Annotated in this window: 15 protein-coding genes and 1 tRNA gene; 7 read left to right on the forward strand and 9 right to left on the reverse strand. The window is 66.3% G+C overall.

Annotated elements, in window-relative coordinates:
• Window positions 1-45: 45 nt before the first annotated feature.
• The 3 genes from msrB (at window position 46) to ACU0B3_RS14340 (ending at window position 4839) form a co-directional block, all read left to right on the forward strand.
• Complete coding sequence (gene msrB, locus ACU0B3_RS14330; protein ID WP_446261548.1) at window positions 46-501, forward strand: peptide-methionine (R)-S-oxide reductase MsrB; 456 nt, start codon at window positions 46-48, stop codon at window positions 499-501.
• A 94-nt stretch (window positions 502-595) separates the two neighbouring features.
• Window positions 596-1441, forward strand: a complete 846-nt coding sequence (locus tag ACU0B3_RS14335; protein WP_446261549.1) for a DUF4394 domain-containing protein — start codon at window positions 596-598, stop codon at window positions 1439-1441.
• A gap of 212 nt (window positions 1442-1653) precedes the next feature.
• Window positions 1654-4839 (forward strand): calcium-binding protein, encoded by a 3186-nt coding sequence (locus ACU0B3_RS14340; protein WP_446261550.1) that lies wholly within the window; start codon window positions 1654-1656, stop codon window positions 4837-4839.
• Window positions 4840-5414: 575 nt separating this feature from the next.
• Here the strand turns inward: ACU0B3_RS14340 and ACU0B3_RS14345 are convergent.
• Window positions 5415-5489 (reverse strand) — tRNA-Gln (locus ACU0B3_RS14345).
• Window positions 5490-5600: 111 nt separating this feature from the next.
• Window positions 5601-6917, reverse strand: a complete 1317-nt coding sequence (locus tag ACU0B3_RS14350; protein ID WP_446261551.1) for a mechanosensitive ion channel domain-containing protein — start codon at window positions 6915-6917, stop codon at window positions 5601-5603.
• 106 nt (window positions 6918-7023) lie between these two features.
• On the opposite strand from ACU0B3_RS14350, the gene ACU0B3_RS14355 reads away from it, so the two are divergent.
• Both ACU0B3_RS14355 and ACU0B3_RS14360 read left to right on the forward strand, forming a co-directional pair.
• Window positions 7024-7683 carry a DNA-3-methyladenine glycosylase I gene (locus ACU0B3_RS14355; protein ID WP_446261552.1) on the forward strand — a complete coding sequence of 220 codons (660 nt, stop codon included), beginning with the start codon at window positions 7024-7026 and terminating at the stop codon, window positions 7681-7683.
• 13 nt (window positions 7684-7696) lie between these two features.
• Window positions 7697-8143: a DMT family transporter gene (locus tag ACU0B3_RS14360; protein ID WP_446261553.1), complete on the forward strand. Its 447-nt coding sequence runs from the start codon at window positions 7697-7699 to the stop codon at window positions 8141-8143.
• 178 nt (window positions 8144-8321) lie between these two features.
• Here ACU0B3_RS14360 and ACU0B3_RS14365 read toward each other — a convergent pair whose 3' ends face one another.
• The 7 genes from ACU0B3_RS14365 to ACU0B3_RS14395 form a co-directional block, all read right to left on the reverse strand.
• Window positions 8322-8891 carry an AprI/Inh family metalloprotease inhibitor gene (locus ACU0B3_RS14365; protein ID WP_446261554.1) on the reverse strand — a complete coding sequence of 190 codons (570 nt, stop codon included), beginning with the start codon at window positions 8889-8891 and terminating at the stop codon, window positions 8322-8324.
• Window positions 8892-9036: 145 nt separating this feature from the next.
• Window positions 9037-10017, reverse strand: coding sequence for an Ldh family oxidoreductase (locus ACU0B3_RS14370; protein WP_446261555.1), 981 nt, complete (start codon window positions 10015-10017; stop codon window positions 9037-9039).
• A 56-nt stretch (window positions 10018-10073) separates the two neighbouring features.
• A complete protein-coding gene (locus tag ACU0B3_RS14375; protein WP_446261556.1) occupies window positions 10074-11252 on the reverse strand; it encodes a calcium-binding protein in 1179 nt (392 codons plus the stop codon).
• Window positions 11253-11379: 127 nt separating this feature from the next.
• On the reverse strand, window positions 11380-12066 hold the full coding sequence (locus ACU0B3_RS14380; protein ID WP_446261557.1) for an ABC transporter ATP-binding protein: 687 nt from the start codon (window positions 12064-12066) through the stop codon (window positions 11380-11382).
• Window positions 12059-13348 (reverse strand): lipoprotein-releasing ABC transporter permease subunit, encoded by a 1290-nt coding sequence (locus ACU0B3_RS14385; protein ID WP_446261558.1) that lies wholly within the window; start codon window positions 13346-13348, stop codon window positions 12059-12061. The genes ACU0B3_RS14380 and ACU0B3_RS14385 overlap by 8 nt, the downstream gene beginning before the upstream one ends.
• A gap of 90 nt (window positions 13349-13438) precedes the next feature.
• Window positions 13439-14236 carry a crotonase/enoyl-CoA hydratase family protein gene (locus tag ACU0B3_RS14390; protein ID WP_446261559.1) on the reverse strand — a complete coding sequence of 266 codons (798 nt, stop codon included), beginning with the start codon at window positions 14234-14236 and terminating at the stop codon, window positions 13439-13441.
• 60 nt (window positions 14237-14296) lie between these two features.
• Entirely contained in the window at window positions 14297-14452 is a 156-nt protein-coding gene (locus ACU0B3_RS14395; RefSeq protein ID WP_446261560.1) for a Tat pathway signal protein, read from the reverse strand.
• Between the two features lie 93 nt (window positions 14453-14545).
• On the opposite strand from ACU0B3_RS14395, the gene ACU0B3_RS14400 reads away from it, so the two are divergent.
• Both ACU0B3_RS14400 and ACU0B3_RS14405 read left to right on the forward strand, forming a co-directional pair.
• Window positions 14546-15655, forward strand: coding sequence for a pyridoxal phosphate-dependent aminotransferase (locus tag ACU0B3_RS14400; RefSeq protein ID WP_446261561.1), 1110 nt, complete (start codon window positions 14546-14548; stop codon window positions 15653-15655).
• A 53-nt stretch (window positions 15656-15708) separates the two neighbouring features.
• The gene (locus tag ACU0B3_RS14405; RefSeq protein ID WP_446261562.1) at window positions 15709-15885 is read left to right on the forward strand and encodes a hypothetical protein; all 177 of its coding nucleotides are present in this window, start codon (window positions 15709-15711) and stop codon (window positions 15883-15885) included.
• The last annotated feature ends 134 nt before the right edge of the window (window positions 15886-16019 follow it).

Here is a 16019-nt window from a genome sequence, read left to right on the forward strand (position 1 = left end):
CCCTCGCCCTTGGCGGGGGGCGTCCCCCTATCGTCAGGACATGCCATGAAACGCCGTTTGTTCCTTTCCGGTCTCCTCGCCAGCTCCGCCACAATGCTACGGGCGGCGAACAGCAATTTCGAGATCACCCGGACCGAGGCCGAATGGCGGGCGATGCTGACCGATGTGGAATACGCCGTCATGCGGGAGGAGGCGACGGAAACCGCGTTCTCCAGCCCGCTCGACGCCGAGACGCGCAAAGACACGTATCACTGCAAGGGGTGCGACCTGCCGCTCTACAGCTCGGCGCACAAATACGACAGCGGCACCGGCTGGCCCAGCTTCTGGCAAAGCCTGCCCGGCGCCATCGGCACCAAGGCGGACAACTCGCTCTTTGCGACGCGGACCGAGGTCCACTGCCGCCGCTGCGGCTCGCACCTCGGTCACATCTTCGACGACGGCCCACCGCCAACCGGCGACCGGCACTGCCTCAACGGCGTCAGCCAGACGTTCCGCACGTAAGGCGCGCTTCACGATTTTGTTGAAACGTGCCTTGCAACGGTTCGGCGGCAGCGGACGTTAACGCTCTAACCTACTTAGACTAAAAGGAAACCTCATGTTTCGTATGACAGCCCTCACCTCGACCCTCGCCCTTCTCGCCGCGCCCGCGCTGGCGGATGGACACGCCGGCACCAAGGGCTACGCACTGTCGGGCGACGGCACCATGCTGACCGTCATGGACAGCATCGCCGCCCCCGAAGAGGCGCGCACCATGACGCTTTCGACCCCCGTCCGCTCGATCGCGTGGCGTCCGGTCACAGGCGAGCTGATCGGCTATGCCGACGGCGCCATCGTCACCATCGACACGATGTCGGGCGCGACCGCCGACGCCGGCGCGATGTTCATGGACGACGCGATGATTCCCGAAGGCTCGGTCGTTGCGTTCGACTTCAACAACGCCATCGACGCCGTGCGCGCGGTCTCGTCCACGGGTGAGAACCTCGTCTACTTCCCGTCGAACTTCGGCGACGAGCGCGCCAACTCGGTGCGCAAGTTTACCGACATGTTCTACGCCGAAGGGGACAACTCTGAAGGCGCCGAGCCGCTGATCTTTGCCAACGCCTACACCAACGCCATCAACGGCGCCAAGGCGAGCGGGACGTTCCAGTACGTGCTCGACGCACGCGCCAACGCGCTGGCGAGCCTCGCCAACAACGCCGGCACGCTCGAGACGGTGGGCCTGATCACCGTGGACGGTGAAGCGGTCGACGTGCTGCCGGTCGGCGGGTTCGACATCGTCTCCCCCGAGGAAGGCACCGATGCGGCCTACGCGGTCCTGCAGATCGACGGGGAAGAGACCGCCGGCCTCTACGCCATCGACGTGACTTCGGGCGCGGCGACGCTGCTCTCGGACCTCGGCACCGCCGACATCTCCAGCTTTGCGGTCTCGCAAGGCATGTAAGCCCTCCGTTCGGTACCAGTGCCCCTCGCGCGTACCCGCGAGACGGTTGGTCACAAGTTCCAGGCGGCACCCCCGGGTGCCGCCTTTTTGGTGCGATCCGCCGACACGGCCACGGTCGGGATTTCCTGCCTTCCCCTCCCCGCCCGCCTACGGCACTATGATGCCAGCGCACCAATATTTCCGCGCAGCTTTGGATTTTGAGGGATGTGGGCATGACCGTCATCACAGTGACAACGAACGAACGATATGGAGCCACAGACAGCGACATCACGCTGACCGAGGCCATAGAAGCCGTGAACGCCTCCGGCCTGAGCCACACGATCAAATTCGCACCGGACGTCCGTGTGGCCGACATGACGATCTTTGGCCTCGATATCATGACGTCAGCTGGGCAAACCGTCACGATAGACGGCGACAGCAACGGTGACGGCGTGGCCGACGTGTTCATCACCGGTGAAACCGGTGGTCGCGCGGCCATCGAAGTCCTTGGCGAAGGCGCGGTCGTATTTCAGGACATCGACTTCGTCGACATCGTCAACCTTGCCGGGGACTACATTCGTGGCGAGCCCGGCAATGATGGTCAGTCAGCCTTTGATCAGCGCGACGGTGCGGACGGCTACATCCCTGGCGAGCGCCTTGATGCGGCGTCACTCATTTACTCCGAGGCGAGCCTGACGCTCAATGGCGTGGAGTTCGCCAACAACACCGTCGGTGTCGCCAATGAAGATTATCTCACAAGCGAGGGCATCAATTCCGGCTTTGGTGGCGCCGGCTATTCACCTCCCGATGCAGACACGCGGCTGAGCAACGGCGATGGGCGGCCCGGTCCCGCGGGTGGCAGCGGCGGCGATGGCGCTGACGGAACGGACGGCTTTGATGCAATCGTCGGCGTGGATGCACGCGGCGAGATCACTCTGCGCGACGTCGCCTTTGTGGACAGCACCGCCGTCGCGGCCTGGGGCCAGATCGGCGCGGATGGAGGCAACGGCGGCAACGGCGCGGACGGAGCCGATGGGCGTGACGCACCTCCATTCAGCAGCAATGTCGGCGCAGGCGGCCAAGGCGGTGATGGTGGCCATGGCGGGGACGGTGGCAACGGCGGCGATGGAGGCAACACAGTTGTCGGTGTCTCTCTCGACGGGCGCACGCAGTTCCAAACAACCGACGTCGAGACACCCATCGCCATCTCCGGCTCCATGACCACGTATGGCCAAGGCGCGAGCGGCGGATTGGGCGGAATCGGCGGCATCGGTGGGCAAAGCGGGGAATATGGTGATCCCGGAGCGCTCCTGGTTACGCCACCTCCCAAGCCGGATGGCGAGAACGGAGAGGCTGGCGACGCTGGCAGAGCCGGCTCCGACGGACAGCACAATCGCGGCGTGACCGACTGGAGCCGCGAGACGGTCGTCGACGACAGCGTCTACGTCGCCACCCACGAACAGAGCGTGATCGAGGGCAGTGACGCCATGTTCAGCATCGTACGCCAGGGGGGCCGCCTGACCGAACTGAACGTCAGCTACACCCTGATCCCCGTGGGTGATGGCTTTACGGCAGAAGACCTCGCCACCCCGGCGGATTATACGGGCTCGATCACCTTCGCGCCGGGGCAGCGCGTTCAAAACGTGGTCATAGAAACCGTGTCCGACCTGACCAACGAGGCGCCTGAGACGTTCCAGTTGCGCCTGCTCGATGCGTCTTACAGCGTCGATCAGGGCTTTGACGTGGGCCTCGGCACGTCCGTCTCGGGCATCGCGACGCTGGGCAACGCGCCGATCCCCACCGAGGGGGACGATGATTTGATCGGCATTGGCCAGGACAAATCCTATCTGCTTCTCGACGGCAATGACACGTTTCGCGGCACGGACGCGGATGAAGTTGTCATCGGCGATGCTGGAAATGATCTGATCATTGGCGCGGGTGGCGACGACGAAATCTACGGCGGGGACGATAGCGATACAATCCGAGGCGGAGCCGGCGAAGACACGGTGACCGGCCAGCTATCCGACGATCTGCTGTTCGGGGGTTCGGGCGACGATTCCCTTGTTGGCGGTTGGGGAGACGACACCGTGTTCGGCGGCTCTCAAAGCGACACCGTGGTGGGATGGTTCGGTGACGACTTGCTCCTCGGTCAGGGCGGCAGTGACCGCATATTCGGCGATGGCGGGTTTGACACGCTGATTGGCGGGGACGGCGTCGATTTCCTCGAAGGGGGTGGCGCCGACGACCTGCTGCGAGGTGGCCTGAAAGCCGACCGGCTAACGGGAGACTCGGGCGACGACACGCTCGAAGGCGGCAATGGCGGTGACGTGATGACCGGCGGCCATGGCCATGACCTCGTCGAGGGTGGCGCGGGCAACGACACCGGCGAAGGCAACGACGGGACCGACACGCTCAAAGGTGGCCAAGGCGATGACGAGCTGCGGGGCAATGCCGGCGCGGACCTGCTCGAGGGCCAGGGCAACGACGATACGCTGCTTGGCGGGAACGGCGCGGACACGCTCCTTGGTGGCAATGGCGCGGACAGCGCCCAGGGCGGGCGCGGCGCAGACTACGTCGAGCTGGGCAATGGCGATGACATCTACTCCGAAGCCCTGAACGCCAATATCATGGATGCGGACACGATCTACGGCAACGGCGGCGACGATTCCATCTTCGCGTTTGCAGGCGACGACCTGGCCTTTGGCGGTGCCGGCCACGATGTCGTGCGCGGCCGCCTCGGCAACGACACGCTCTACGGCGGCGCGGGCGACGACACCCTCGAGGCTGGTGGCGGCGATGACGTCGTGGTGGGAGGCACCGGCTCGGACAACGTGATCCTCGGCGTCGGCAACGACACCTATCTGGGAGACAAGGCCACCGGGCGGTTCGAAAGCGATTTTGTGCTTGGCGGCGTTGGCGACGACACGATCCGCGCCGGCGGCGGCGAGAACCGCCTCCATGGCCAGATCGGGGACGACCTCGTGATCGGCGGCGCGGATGCCGACTATATCGAGGGGAACGAAGGCGACGACCGGCTGATCTCCGGCACGGGCGCGGACACGGTGATTGGCGGCGCCGGCGACGACCGGGTGATGCTCGGCCAGGGCGCGGACCTCTACCGCGACGGCGGACCGGAGGAAGACACCGGCAGCGACACGATCAACGGCGGCGCGGGGGCGGACACGTTCGAGTTCCGCAGCGCTGTGGGTTCTGGCACCCACCGGATCGCCGACTACGAGCTGGGCGTGGACAGCCTGATGTTCGGCGCGGCACGGGCAGGCACACTGACGGCCAGCGACATCGCCGGCCTCGCCGAGGTCACGGCGGACGGCGTGCTGATCGAGTTCGGCAGCGGCGCTTCGGTGCTGCTCGTAGGGCTGACAAGCACTGCGGGGCTGGAGGCTGATATTCTGGTGTAGCGGAGCTTTTCGAGAGCCGAGTGTTTCAAGGCTATAGCACGAACACCTCCCAAGCGGCGCCGCGTTCGGAATGCGGTTCGAGCCTCATTTGGTTCAGTCATGGCCCGCAGTCACGGATCGTCCAGCGGTCGGCTCGCATTTCTTCGAGCGATTGTTGACCAAGACGCAATGCCGCGCATACGCCTTGTATTGATAAGTCCTGAAAGTGTTTTCGGACTTCAGAGACGTTCTCCGAGCTCTTTGAAGTCGATCACACCGGCGCATGAACGGTAAGCCGTATCTTCAAGACTCCGCTATTCGGCCGTCTGAGCGCGAATTTGCAAGCGTTGCAACCGGCTTGCCGAGGCCATCGGGCGCAAAGAGCTGTTCGCTGACCACAAAACGCCAATGGCACGCCAAGAAAGAAAACGCCGCGCCAAGGCCCGGCATGGTGGGCAGTCACGCATTGATGCGTCCATTTCGGGGGCTGAAGTGTTGATGATCGAGGCGCCGTTTGCTGATGTGTCGGCGCCTATGGAGTAAAGATAAGGTGATTTTCTAGTTTTAGAGTAAAAAATTCAATTAAATTAAAGATTTGGCTGGGGTGGTAGGATTCGAACCTACGGTACACTGTACCAAAAACAGTTGCCTTACCACTTGGCTACACCCCAACCGTGCTGCGCGATGTACTGTGCGGGCGGGGCGGGATCAAGCCCTTTGCGGCACAAAAATCACCCCTGTCCCGCGGCGCTGCGTCCGGGCGCCGTGCGTGCAAAGCCGGGTCATTCCTCGGGACCTTCGGGTTTGAGAAGGTCGGTGCGGACGGAGGCTTCGCGCTCGTCCTCGATGATGCGGTCGAGGTCCTCGTCCATCGAGGCATCGACGTCGGTGACATGCGTGGGCGGCGCAGGCGCGGCGCGGCGGGGCGGTTCGGCGTCCGTGTCGGGAAGCAGCGCCGCGCCGGTCTTGAGCCGGTAGGTCGGCTCGGGCATCTCGATCCCGGCATGGGTGAGCGCGGCCATGGTCAGGCGGATCGCCTCGCTGCGCGCCTTCACAAAGCTGGTCTCGTGCTGGTCGATCCAGGCCACCGCGCGCAAGGTCACGGTACTGTCGCCGACCGTCTCGAGCCAGGTGGCCGCGGCCGGCGTTTGCAGCACGAACGGCAGACCCTGGAGCGTTGCGAGCGCGGTGTCCTTGGCCAACGCGAGATCCGCCTCGGGCGCGATCCCGAGGTCAAAGAGGAAGCGCCGCTCGGTGTTGCGGGTGTAGTTGACGATCCGGCTTTTGAAGACGGTCGCGTTGGGGATGCGGATGTGGTTGCCGTCGAAACTCAGCAGGATCGTGGCGCGGCTCGTCAGGCGGATGACCTTGCCGATGTCCCTCTCGATCTCGACGGTGTCGTTGGGGCGAAAGGGCTGGCGGATCGAGAGCATGATAGAGGCGATGAAGTTCTCCACGGTGTCCTTGACCGCGAAACCGATGGCCAGACCGATGATGCCGGCGGCGCCGAGGATGGTCGACAAGAGCGCGCTGGCGTTGAGGATGTCGAGCGCGACGACCAGCCCGCCGACGACAAAGCCGAGGCGGATCACCGTGCGGTAGATCTCCGCGATAAAGGCGTTTGGCGCGAGGCGTTCCCAGGGTTGGCGCCAGCGCGCGATCCAGAAGCCGGCGAGCACCACAAGCGCAAAGGCGAAGAGCGCGATGCTGAGGAGCGGCAGGAACGCCACCAACTGCTCGGCGCGCTTGAGGAAGCGGTCGATGGCGGGGTCGAGGCGCTCGGCGACGTCGGTGCTTTCGGCCACCTCGTTCTCGATCGCGACGACGCCTTCTAGGCGGCTGACGAGCCCGGTGAGCGCGGTCGCCTTGCCCGCGTCGAGCGTAGTGCCGCGCAGCGTGACGATGCCGGAGGTGACGGTCACGGTGACGTCGCCATAGCCCTCGAGCTCGGTCAGGATGCCGCGGATGCGCGTCGCCATGGCGGCGTCGGTGTCCGCGCTGCTTTCCATCGCGATGGTGCCGGTGGGCTGGCCGGTGTCTTGCGCCGTGCCGGCTGTGGGCAAAAGCAGGAGCAGCGTCAGAAGGAGCGTGCGTATCACGGGGGGCAAAGTCCTTTGGGTCCAAAGCCGTAGTTTAACGCGGTCCGGCAAGGCTTGAAAAGCGCGGCGGGTCTGTCACGGTGCCGTCGAAGGTCAAGGAGTGCCGATGCGGTCGTTCGAAGAGATTTATGCCATCGCCGAAGGACGGCACGGCGACGCCCTGCCCGCCCGGATCGGCAACGGTCCGGCACCGCCCGAGGCGCTGGCCGCACGCCCCGAAGACCGCTGGCTGGCGCAGTTCACCAAGTCGGTCTTTCAGGCGGGCTTCAACTGGAAGGTGATCGAGGCCAAGTGGGAAGGCTTCGAGGCCGCCTTCCAGAGGTTCGACGTGGACGCCTGCGCCTTCATGCCCGAGCCGTGGTTCGAAGAGCTGTGCGCCGACACGCGCGTCGTGCGCTACCCGGCCAAGATCCGCGCGGTGCAGGACAACGCGCGTCTCATCGCGGACATGCGTGAGGGCGGCGGCGTTGGCTCGGTGATCGGCGGCTGGCCTTCGGAGGATTTTGCCGGACTGCTCGACGTGCTCAAGCGCAAGGGCGCGCGGCTCGGCGGCTCGACCGGGCAGTATGCGCTGCGGTTCCTGGCGCGGGACGGGTACATCCTGTCGCGGGACGTCATCGCGCGCCTCGTCGCTGAGGGCGTGATCGACAAGGCGCCAACCTCCAAACGCGCGATGGCCGAGGTGCAGGGCGCGTTCAACACTTGGCGCGACGAGTCGGGGCGCTCGCTGATCGAGATCAGCCGCGTGCTGGCGCTGTCGATCTGAGGGAGGAGACGGGATGGGCGGACCTTCACTGGGCTATGCCGCGGTGATGCTGGTGGCGGGGATCGGGATCCCGATGCTGGCCGCTTTGAATGCCGCGCTTGGCGTGCGCATCGGCTCGCCCTGGGCGGCGGCGTTCGTGCTCTTTGTGGTGGCGCTCAGCGTGGCTGCGGCGGTGATGCTGGTGACGGGGCCTCGTGCCGTGGCGGGGGTTGTCGACGCACCGAAACACCTCTTGCTTGCCGGCGCGCTGATCGCGTTCTACGTGCTCTCGATCACCTATGTGGCGCCGCGGTTCGGGGTGGGCAACGCTGTGTTCTTTGTGCTCTTGGGGCAGCTCATCTCCGCCGCGCTGATCGACCAGTTCGGCCTCTTTGGCGCGGCGGTCTCGCCGATCAGCCCCGCCCGCGCGGGCGGGATCGGGCTGATGGCCGTCGGGGTTTGGCTAACGCAGCAGGGCTGAGCTAGAGACCCATGACCTACTACGCATTCGCTCACATTAAAGCTCCCGCCTGACAGGCACTGTCAGGCCGCGCCGACCCGCCCCCATGGGGCGGCGCGATTGCGCCACCCCGCGGGACGGCGCGTGAACTTCTGTTTCGGGTGTATCGGGTGTAGGCTCGCCAACCTTCGCCTGACCCCTACCGAAAGAGCGTCATCCCCGCGCCACTCGCGCTATTCTTGCCCGCAAGCGACAGCGTCGCGACCGGCTGGTTCGACGCGCTCGAGAGCACGATCTGGCCTGGGCGCAGCTCCCAGCGCAGGGCGTCAAAGGCGTCCTCGTGAAAACAGCCCATCTTGACGAACTGCCCCCCCGCCGTGCTGCCAAACGTGCGCAGCGTGACCCGGCAGCTCTTGCCGTCCGGCTGCACCAGCGTCCAGTTTCCAGCCATTTCGGCGGGCGTCACGGTCGCAGGCGCAGCGCTGCCGCCGAGCAGGACGTTGACTAGACCGGCGGGATTGACCGAAACCGAGCTCGACGTGGTCGTCTCGGTCGTGCGTACGCCCCCACCCGAGGTCCGCTCGGTCGAGCGTTTGGTCTTGGTCCGCTCGCTGACGGTGATCGGCTCCGAGGCCGGCTGCGCCACGGGGACCGCCGGGCCGGAAGCCGGCTTGGGGGTCTGGCTCGAGCTTGCCGTCTCGGTGCTCTGGCACGCAGCAAAGGCGAGGCTCGCAGCGCAAAAAAGGGCTGGGGCGCGGAATTGGCGCATGGGAAGGTCTCCAAAAGTGTCGGGGGGCAACGCGTCTACGAAATACAACTCGTGCGGTTACGTAAGGGCAAGGCGGGCGTGCAAGTCAAGCGTCCATGTCCTGGGACATAGCGTTCGCCTCAAAGGGTGTGGCTCGCCCGTGCCGTCAGCCGTGTGCCAGACCCTCGGCCTGCGCCCAGAGGGCATCGGGGACGTCCACCTGTGCGGCGGGCGACTGGCCCTGCCCCGGCATCCGCGTGCCCGGGTCTTCACCAATGACACCGGCGAGCTGCGCGAGGCGGCCTGCAAACTCCGGCGCCGTGCCCGGATCGATCAGGATGTAGTACTGGCCAAGGTCGTGGGGCGGCCCCTCCGGCGCCTTGAGCGGCGCGACATCGACGCTGAGACGGCTGCCCGTCAGGCCCGCCGCCATCAGCTCGACCATGAGCCCGATCCCCCACCCCTTGGCCCCGCCAGAGGAGACAAGCGCGCCTTTAAGAGCCGCGTTCGGATCGGTGGTCGGCTGGCCTTCGGCGTCGACAGCCCAGCCCTCGGGGATGGCCTCGCCCGCGGCAGCCGCCATCGTTATCCGCCCGAGCGCCACGGCGCTTGTCGACTGGTCGAGATGCAGCGCGCAGCCGCCCTGCCCGTCCGGTACGGAAAACGCCATCGGGTTGGTGCCGATCACGCGGCGTTTGCCGCCCGGCGCCGCCACGATGGGCGTGGCATTGGTGGCGCCAAACGCCATCAGCCCGGCCTCGGCGATCTGCCGGGTAAAGTGGCCAAGCGCCGTGCAGGTGTGCGCGTGACCGACCGCGAGGCTCGCGATCCCCTGGCTGCGCGCCGCCTCCAGCGCCTCCGGCAGTCCGGCGGCAAAGGCGACCTGCGCAAACCCGAACTTGGCATCCACCGCCACAATGCCCGGCCGCGGGCGGGTCACCTCGGGCGTGACGGTGCCGTTCACCCGGCCCGTGCGCAGCTGCACGCAATAGCTCTCGAGGTAATAGAGCCCGCAAATCCGGTTGCCAAAGCTCTCCGCCTCCGCCACCGCGCGCGCAACGAGCGCCGCCGCCTCCCCGGACGCGCCATGCCGGACGAGCGCCTGCCGCGCCACGTCCTCGATCGTCTCAACCCGCACCTCAACCATCGCGCACCTCCCCTGCTGCCCGGCAAGGGTCACCAGCGCGCGCGCGGCGTCAAGCGCTATGGGCCGGTCTGCTGCACGAACATGATCTGATCGGCATCGAAGGTGCCGCTGAGCCCCTCGAGCAGCACGCTTTGCCCGTTCGAGAACACCAAAGCGATGCCATCCTCCGAGCTCGACTGCTCGGTCAGTGTCGGCACATCGTCCGTGCCGTAGCGCAGGACCAGCATGTCCTCCTGGGCGTTGAAATCGGTGATGACCGTCGTGCCGATTACGTTGAACGTGTCCGCGCCCGAGCCGCCCGTGACCGTGTCTTCCGCCCCGGCAAAGAGCGTGTCGTCACCCGCATCGCCAAAAAGCACGTCGCCCGCGCCGTCGTCGGCGCGGCCTGTCCCGCCGCTCAACACGTCCTCGCCCGAGCCGCCAGTGACCGTGTCGGCGCCTGCGCCGCCATCCAGCGTGTCGCTGCCGGTGCCGCCATCGACCGCATCCGCACCGGGCCCGCCGTCCGCGATGTCCTCGCCCGCGCCACCCAAGAGCGTATCGGCACCCGCGTCCCCGCCCAGCCGGTCCATGCCGTCGCCGCCAAAAAGCTCGTCATTGCCTGCGCCACCATCCAGCGCGTCGTCACCGCCAAGCCCGGTCAGGATGTCGTTGCCAAAGCCGCCTTGAACGCTGTCGGTAAACCCGTTGTTGCCGACATAGACCTGGTCGTCGGAGCTGTTCGGGTCGATGCCGGTGTCTGGAAGGGAGGCGGCGTCGTCATCAGCGTCTTCGTCGCCATCACCGCCGTCCGCATCATCCGCCTCCTCGTCGACCATATCCTCATCGTCCATGTCCGGCACTTCCATGTCCGGCACAAGGTCCACATCACCGCGGAAGTCATCCTCGCTCAGTTCGACTTGATCGCCATCTTCTTCAGAGCCATCGGCCTCCAAATCATCACGACCCGCGTCATCCTCCACAGGCCCGGCAATCGGATCATCCGCAACCGCAGTGTCAGCCGTTCCAGCTCCCACGTCTTCCGACCCACCGCTGGCGCCAGCACTCAGTTCCCCACCGGTCATCTCGCCAATATCGAGCATCGCGCCGTCTGCGGACGCGATCTCCATGTCGTCCTCGACCAAACCTTCGTCCCGGTCGTCGTCGCTGCCCCCGTCTCCGTCCGAGACCAAACCCGCGCCGAACACCGCCAGACCCAGCAAGGCCGCCAACCAGATCAACCCTTCGCCAAACATGAGCGCGCCCTCTTCCCGCCGCCTGCGTTTCCGCAGCGGGGATAATCGGCAAGTTTGACGTGAATTGGACCAAAATCCGGTAGGTTTCCGCGCGACCGCGCCGCCCGCAGCTGTCAAACCGCGCGCATCACATGGCCCGGACGACGCCGTCCTCCAGCCGCACCTGCCTGTCCATGCGCGCGGCAAGGCCGAGGTTGTGCGTGGCGATCAGCGCCGAGAGGCCCGTGTCGCGCACCAGTTGCAAGAGCATGTCGAACACTTGATCCGACGTGGCGGGATCGAGGTTGCCCGTCGGCTCATCCGCTAAAAGCAGTCGCGGGCTGTTCGCAAGCGCCCGGCAGAACGCCACGCGCTGCTGCTCGCCGCCCGACATGGCCGCAGGCCGGTGCCCCGCCCGCTGGCCCACCCCGACCGAGGACAAAAGACCATCCGCCCGGGCCTCTGCCTCCACTCCCGCCACACCATTGGCCAACTGCGGCAGGACGATGTTCTCGCGCGCGGTGAACTCGGGCAGCAGGTGATGGAACTGGTAGACAAAGCCTACATCGCGCCGGCGCATCATCGTGCGGCGCCTGTCGCTCAGCCCCGTCGTCTCGTGCCCCGACACGCGCACCGACCCGGCATCGGCCACATCGAGCAGCCCCGCGATATGCAGCAGCGTCGACTTGCCGGCCCCCGACGGCGCGACCAGCGCCACGACTTCGCCTTGTGCAACGTCGAGATCCGCCCCGCGCAGCACGGCGACTTCGTTCGGCGCGCCGTGGTTGTACGCCTTTTCGACACCAACGAGGCTCAGCGCAGGCGCGTCACTCATAGCGCAGGGCCTCCACCGGGTTCATCCGCGCCGCCCGGCGCGCGGGAAAGATCGTCACGATGAAACTCAGCGTCAGCGACAGGCCCACCGCGCTCAGCACATCCCCGAGCTCGAGCCGCGCCGGCAGCGCATAGATGCCGCGGATCGACGGATCCCAGACCCCACCGCCCATCACGAAGTTCACAAAGGAAAAGATCGGATCGATGTAGATCGCGAAAAGACAACCCAGGATCACACCCAGCGCCGTGCCAATCAGCCCGGTAAACGCCCCGCAGATGAAGAAGACCCGCAGGATCGACCCCTCCGTCAGCCCCATCGTGCGCAGGATCCCGATGTCGCGGCCCTTGTTCTTGACCAGCATGATCAGGCCCGAGACGATGTTCATCGCGGCGATCAGCACGAGGATCGACAGGATCACGAACATCACGTTGTCCTCGATCTCGAGCGCCCTCAGAAAGCCCCCCGACGCATCGCGCCAGGTCCACAGGAGCGACTGCTGACCACCCGCTCGCAGCAGGTCGAGCGCCATGGCGTCCACCCGCTCGGGCTCTGCGACCATGACCTCGAACTCGTCCGCCGCGCCCTCGCGGTTGAAATAGCTCTGCGCCTCGGCAAACGGCATGTAGACCCGCGTGCGGTCGATGTCGTAGCGCCCGGCGGTAAAGACATAGACGACCTCGTAGGCCTTGACCCGGGGCGAAGTGCCAAAGGCCGTGCGCGCCCCGTTGGGCGAGATCAGCCGTATCCTGTCGCCCGCCGTGACGCCAAGCAGCCGTGCCACGCCCGAGCCGATCGCGATGCTCTCCCCGCCAAAAAGACCGATGTCGCCCGTGGCCGCCTCCGGGTCCGCCACGCGCGGGATGGTCATCAGGTTTTCCGGCGAGATGCCGAACACCTCGACGCCCGCGTTGCCGTCGGGCGTGGTGGCCATCACCTGCCCCTTGACCAGCGGCGCGACGCGCGTGACGCCCTCGACGCCGCGCAGGTCGGCGGCAATCGCTTCGTAATCGTCGATGGTGCGGGTGATCTGCCCAGCTTCGGTCACGCGTTGCTGGTGGTAGACCGTGACGTGCGCGTTCGCGCCGAGGATCGTGTCCACGAACTCCGCCCGAAAGCCCGACCGCACCGCCAGCGTCGCGATCAGCGCAAAGACCGCCAGCGTGATCCCGATGAGCGAGATCCACGTCATCGTGCTTACACCGCCTTCGGCGCGTTTGGCGCGCAGATAGCGCCAGGCGATCATCCACTCGAAGCGGGCAAAGGGGGTGGGCTGTGAGGCCATGGCTTCCTCGTTGGGACGCGTCTTTTGCTCGTTCCCTCAGGTCTGCGCCGATCGGGCGCGCGGGTCAAGGGCGCGGCGCATGCCTGCCCCTCAGAACTTTGGCGCGCGCTTTTGCATGTTGGCCATCACCGCTTCCATCTGCTCGGGCCCGCCGATCAGGGCGGCCTGCTCCCGGCTTTCCGCCATCAGGACCTCCGCCTCCGCCTCGCTTTCCGAGACCGCCATCAGGCGCTTGGCGGCGCGGATCGCCTTTGGGGACTTGGCCGCGATCTCCGAGGCGAGCGCCATGGCGCGGGACGAGGGGTCCTCTGCAAGCTCCGTCACCAGAGCCCAACCCAGCGCGTCCTCCGAAGTGAACACCTCCGCCGTGTAGACCAGCCGCCGCATCACATCGCTCGGAACCAGATGCGGCAGGCGCACCATCCCGCCCATGTCCGGCACGAGGCCCCAGCGCATCTCCATCACCGACATCTTCGTGCCCGGCGCCGCGATGCGGATGTCCGCGCCGAGCGCCACCTGAAGCCCTGCACCAAAGCAGGTGCCGTGCAGCGCCGCGATCACCGGGACCGGCAAGTGGTGCCAGACCAACGCAACCTCCTGAAAGTCGTTGGTGAGCCCGTTCGTGCGTGGCAGCATCAACGCCTCCGGGTCGCTCTGCGCGAGCGCCGCAAAGCTCGCGACGTCGAGCCCCGCGGAGAAGCACTTGCCCGCGCCCGAAAGCACAACCGCCCGCACGTCATCGCGCTCGCGCAAGGCATGACCTGCCGCGATCAGCTGGACGATCATCTCGCGATCAAAGGCGTTCATCTTGTCCGGACGCGTCAGCGTCACATGCGCGACGTGATCGGTGACCTCGGTGGTAACGCGGGCGGGGGTGTCGGTGCTCATGGGCGCTCCTTTGCGGCAGTGCCCACCTTACAGGCCAGACGCCCACACGCCAGCCAGACCCTACGGCACGACCTTGTCGATCGCGCGCATCGCGCCAATGGATTTGCCATAGACCAGCGTCAGCACACGGCGCTGCGCCAGCTTCGGCAGCACCGGCGCAAGCGTCCGCCCGGCGACGGCCCCGGCTGACAGGATGAGAAAGGAGCGACGGTCCATTTGGCCCTCCAGTTGCGAATGACTTGCATATAGGGGGCGCCGCCGCGATTGCACCCCCTTGCGCAATGCCCGGCGTTTGATACCCCTCTGGCCATGACCCATCCGCGCTATACCGAACTCGCCCAGAGCCTGCCGGCCTCCGTCCCCTTCGTTGGTCCCGAGGCGCAGGAGCGCGCGCAAGGCCGGCGCTTTGACGCGCGCCTTGGCGCAAACGAGTCGGTCTTCGGCCCTTCCCCCCGCGCGATTGCCGCGATGCAGGCGGCCGCGGCAGAGGCGTGGATGTACGGCGATCCGACGAACTTCGATCTCAAGGAGGCGCTGGCCGCGCACCACGGCATCACGCCGGACGCGCTCACGGTGGGCGAAGGGATCGACGGCCTCCTCGGCGTGCTCGTGCGTCTGCTGATCGCGCCCGGCGACACGGTGGTGACGTCTGACGGCGCCTATCCGACCTTCAACTACCACGTCGCGGGGTTCGGCGGGCAGCTGGTCAAGGTGCCCTATAGAGACGATCACGAAGACCCCGACGCGCTTGTCGCGGCGGCGATCGAGCACAAGGCCAAGCTGGTCTACCTCGCCAACCCCGACAACCCGATGGGAACCTGGCTGCCGGCAAAGCGCATCACCGCGATGCTGGCCGCCCTACCGGAAGGGTGCCTTCTCTGCCTCGACGAGGCTTACGCCGATTTCGCGCCGACGCAAGCGATCCCGCCGCTCGACACCACCGACCCGCGCCTTGTCCGCATGCGCACCTTTTCCAAGGCCTACGGCATGGCCGGCGCGCGCGTCGGCTATGCGATTGGCGCGCCCGAGCTGGTGCAGAGCTTTGACAAGGTGCGCAACCATTTCGGCGTGAACCGCATCGCGCAGGCCGGAGCGCTGGCGGCGCTTGGCGATCAAGGCTGGATGGACAAGGTCCGCGCCGATGTGGCAACCGCCCGGGACGAGATCGGCGCCATCGCCGCCCGTCATGGGCTGCGCGCGCTTCCGTCGGCCACCAACTTCGTCGCCGTCGACTGCGGCGCGGAGGGCGACTTTGCGCGCAAGGTGCTCGCCGGCCTCGTGTCGCGCGGCGTTTTTGCCCGCATGCCCTTCGTCGCGCCGCAGGACCGCTGCATCCGCGTCAGCGCCGGACGGCCCGAAGACCTCGCGCATTTCAAAGCCGCCCTCGGCCCGGCACTGGCGGACGCGCGCTCCACCTGAAGCTCCCGAAAATTTTAACGTGCAATCAAGCTTTTTGGCGCTAACCTCTGCGTATGAGAGGACCGTTGCGCGAAGCTCCGAACTACACAAACGCCTGTCTGGTGATGGGCTTTTTCAACCTGCTCTGGGTGTTCTTCACCATCTGGGTGATGATCGGCCTCTGGGCAGTGATGGCGACGGGGTATGTCCTCGACAAGCTGATCAGCTGGGTGCAACGGCGGCGGGCCTAAGGGTCTCATGGACATCACGGTTCTTCTCTCCCGTGCGGAATCAAGGCGTAGCCGCCGCACATCGACGGGCCGCCCGCACGGCACGTCGATACGTCTAGATCAGCGCCTCGCTTCGAGGTCGTCCGAGCTTGGCA

The sequence above is a fragment of the Pseudaestuariivita sp. genome (assembly GCF_052825805.1).

Excerpts from the sequence above, each read along its gene's own strand:
- msrB (WP_446261548.1), top strand. The coding sequence starts at position 46 with ATGAAACGCCGTTTGTTCCTTTCCGGTCTCCTCGCCAGCTCCGCCACA.
- ACU0B3_RS14335 (WP_446261549.1), top strand. The coding sequence starts at position 596 with ATGTTTCGTATGACAGCCCTCACCTCGACCCTCGCCCTTCTCGCCGCG.
- ACU0B3_RS14340 (WP_446261550.1), top strand. The coding sequence starts at position 1,654 with ATGACCGTCATCACAGTGACAACGAACGAACGATATGGAGCCACAGAC.
- ACU0B3_RS14355 (WP_446261552.1), top strand. The coding sequence starts at position 7,024 with ATGCGGTCGTTCGAAGAGATTTATGCCATCGCCGAAGGACGGCACGGC.
- ACU0B3_RS14360 (WP_446261553.1), top strand. The coding sequence starts at position 7,697 with ATGGGCGGACCTTCACTGGGCTATGCCGCGGTGATGCTGGTGGCGGGG.
- ACU0B3_RS14365 (WP_446261554.1), bottom strand. The coding sequence starts at position 8,891 with ATGCGCCAATTCCGCGCCCCAGCCCTTTTTTGCGCTGCGAGCCTCGCC.
- ACU0B3_RS14370 (WP_446261555.1), bottom strand. The coding sequence starts at position 10,017 with ATGGTTGAGGTGCGGGTTGAGACGATCGAGGACGTGGCGCGGCAGGCG.
- ACU0B3_RS14375 (WP_446261556.1), bottom strand. The coding sequence starts at position 11,252 with ATGTTTGGCGAAGGGTTGATCTGGTTGGCGGCCTTGCTGGGTCTGGCG.
- ACU0B3_RS14380 (WP_446261557.1), bottom strand. The coding sequence starts at position 12,066 with ATGAGTGACGCGCCTGCGCTGAGCCTCGTTGGTGTCGAAAAGGCGTAC.
- ACU0B3_RS14385 (WP_446261558.1), bottom strand. The coding sequence starts at position 13,348 with ATGGCCTCACAGCCCACCCCCTTTGCCCGCTTCGAGTGGATGATCGCC.
- ACU0B3_RS14390 (WP_446261559.1), bottom strand. The coding sequence starts at position 14,236 with ATGAGCACCGACACCCCCGCCCGCGTTACCACCGAGGTCACCGATCAC.
- ACU0B3_RS14395 (WP_446261560.1), bottom strand. The coding sequence starts at position 14,452 with ATGGACCGTCGCTCCTTTCTCATCCTGTCAGCCGGGGCCGTCGCCGGG.
- ACU0B3_RS14400 (WP_446261561.1), top strand. The coding sequence starts at position 14,546 with ATGACCCATCCGCGCTATACCGAACTCGCCCAGAGCCTGCCGGCCTCC.
- ACU0B3_RS14405 (WP_446261562.1), top strand. The coding sequence starts at position 15,709 with ATGAGAGGACCGTTGCGCGAAGCTCCGAACTACACAAACGCCTGTCTG.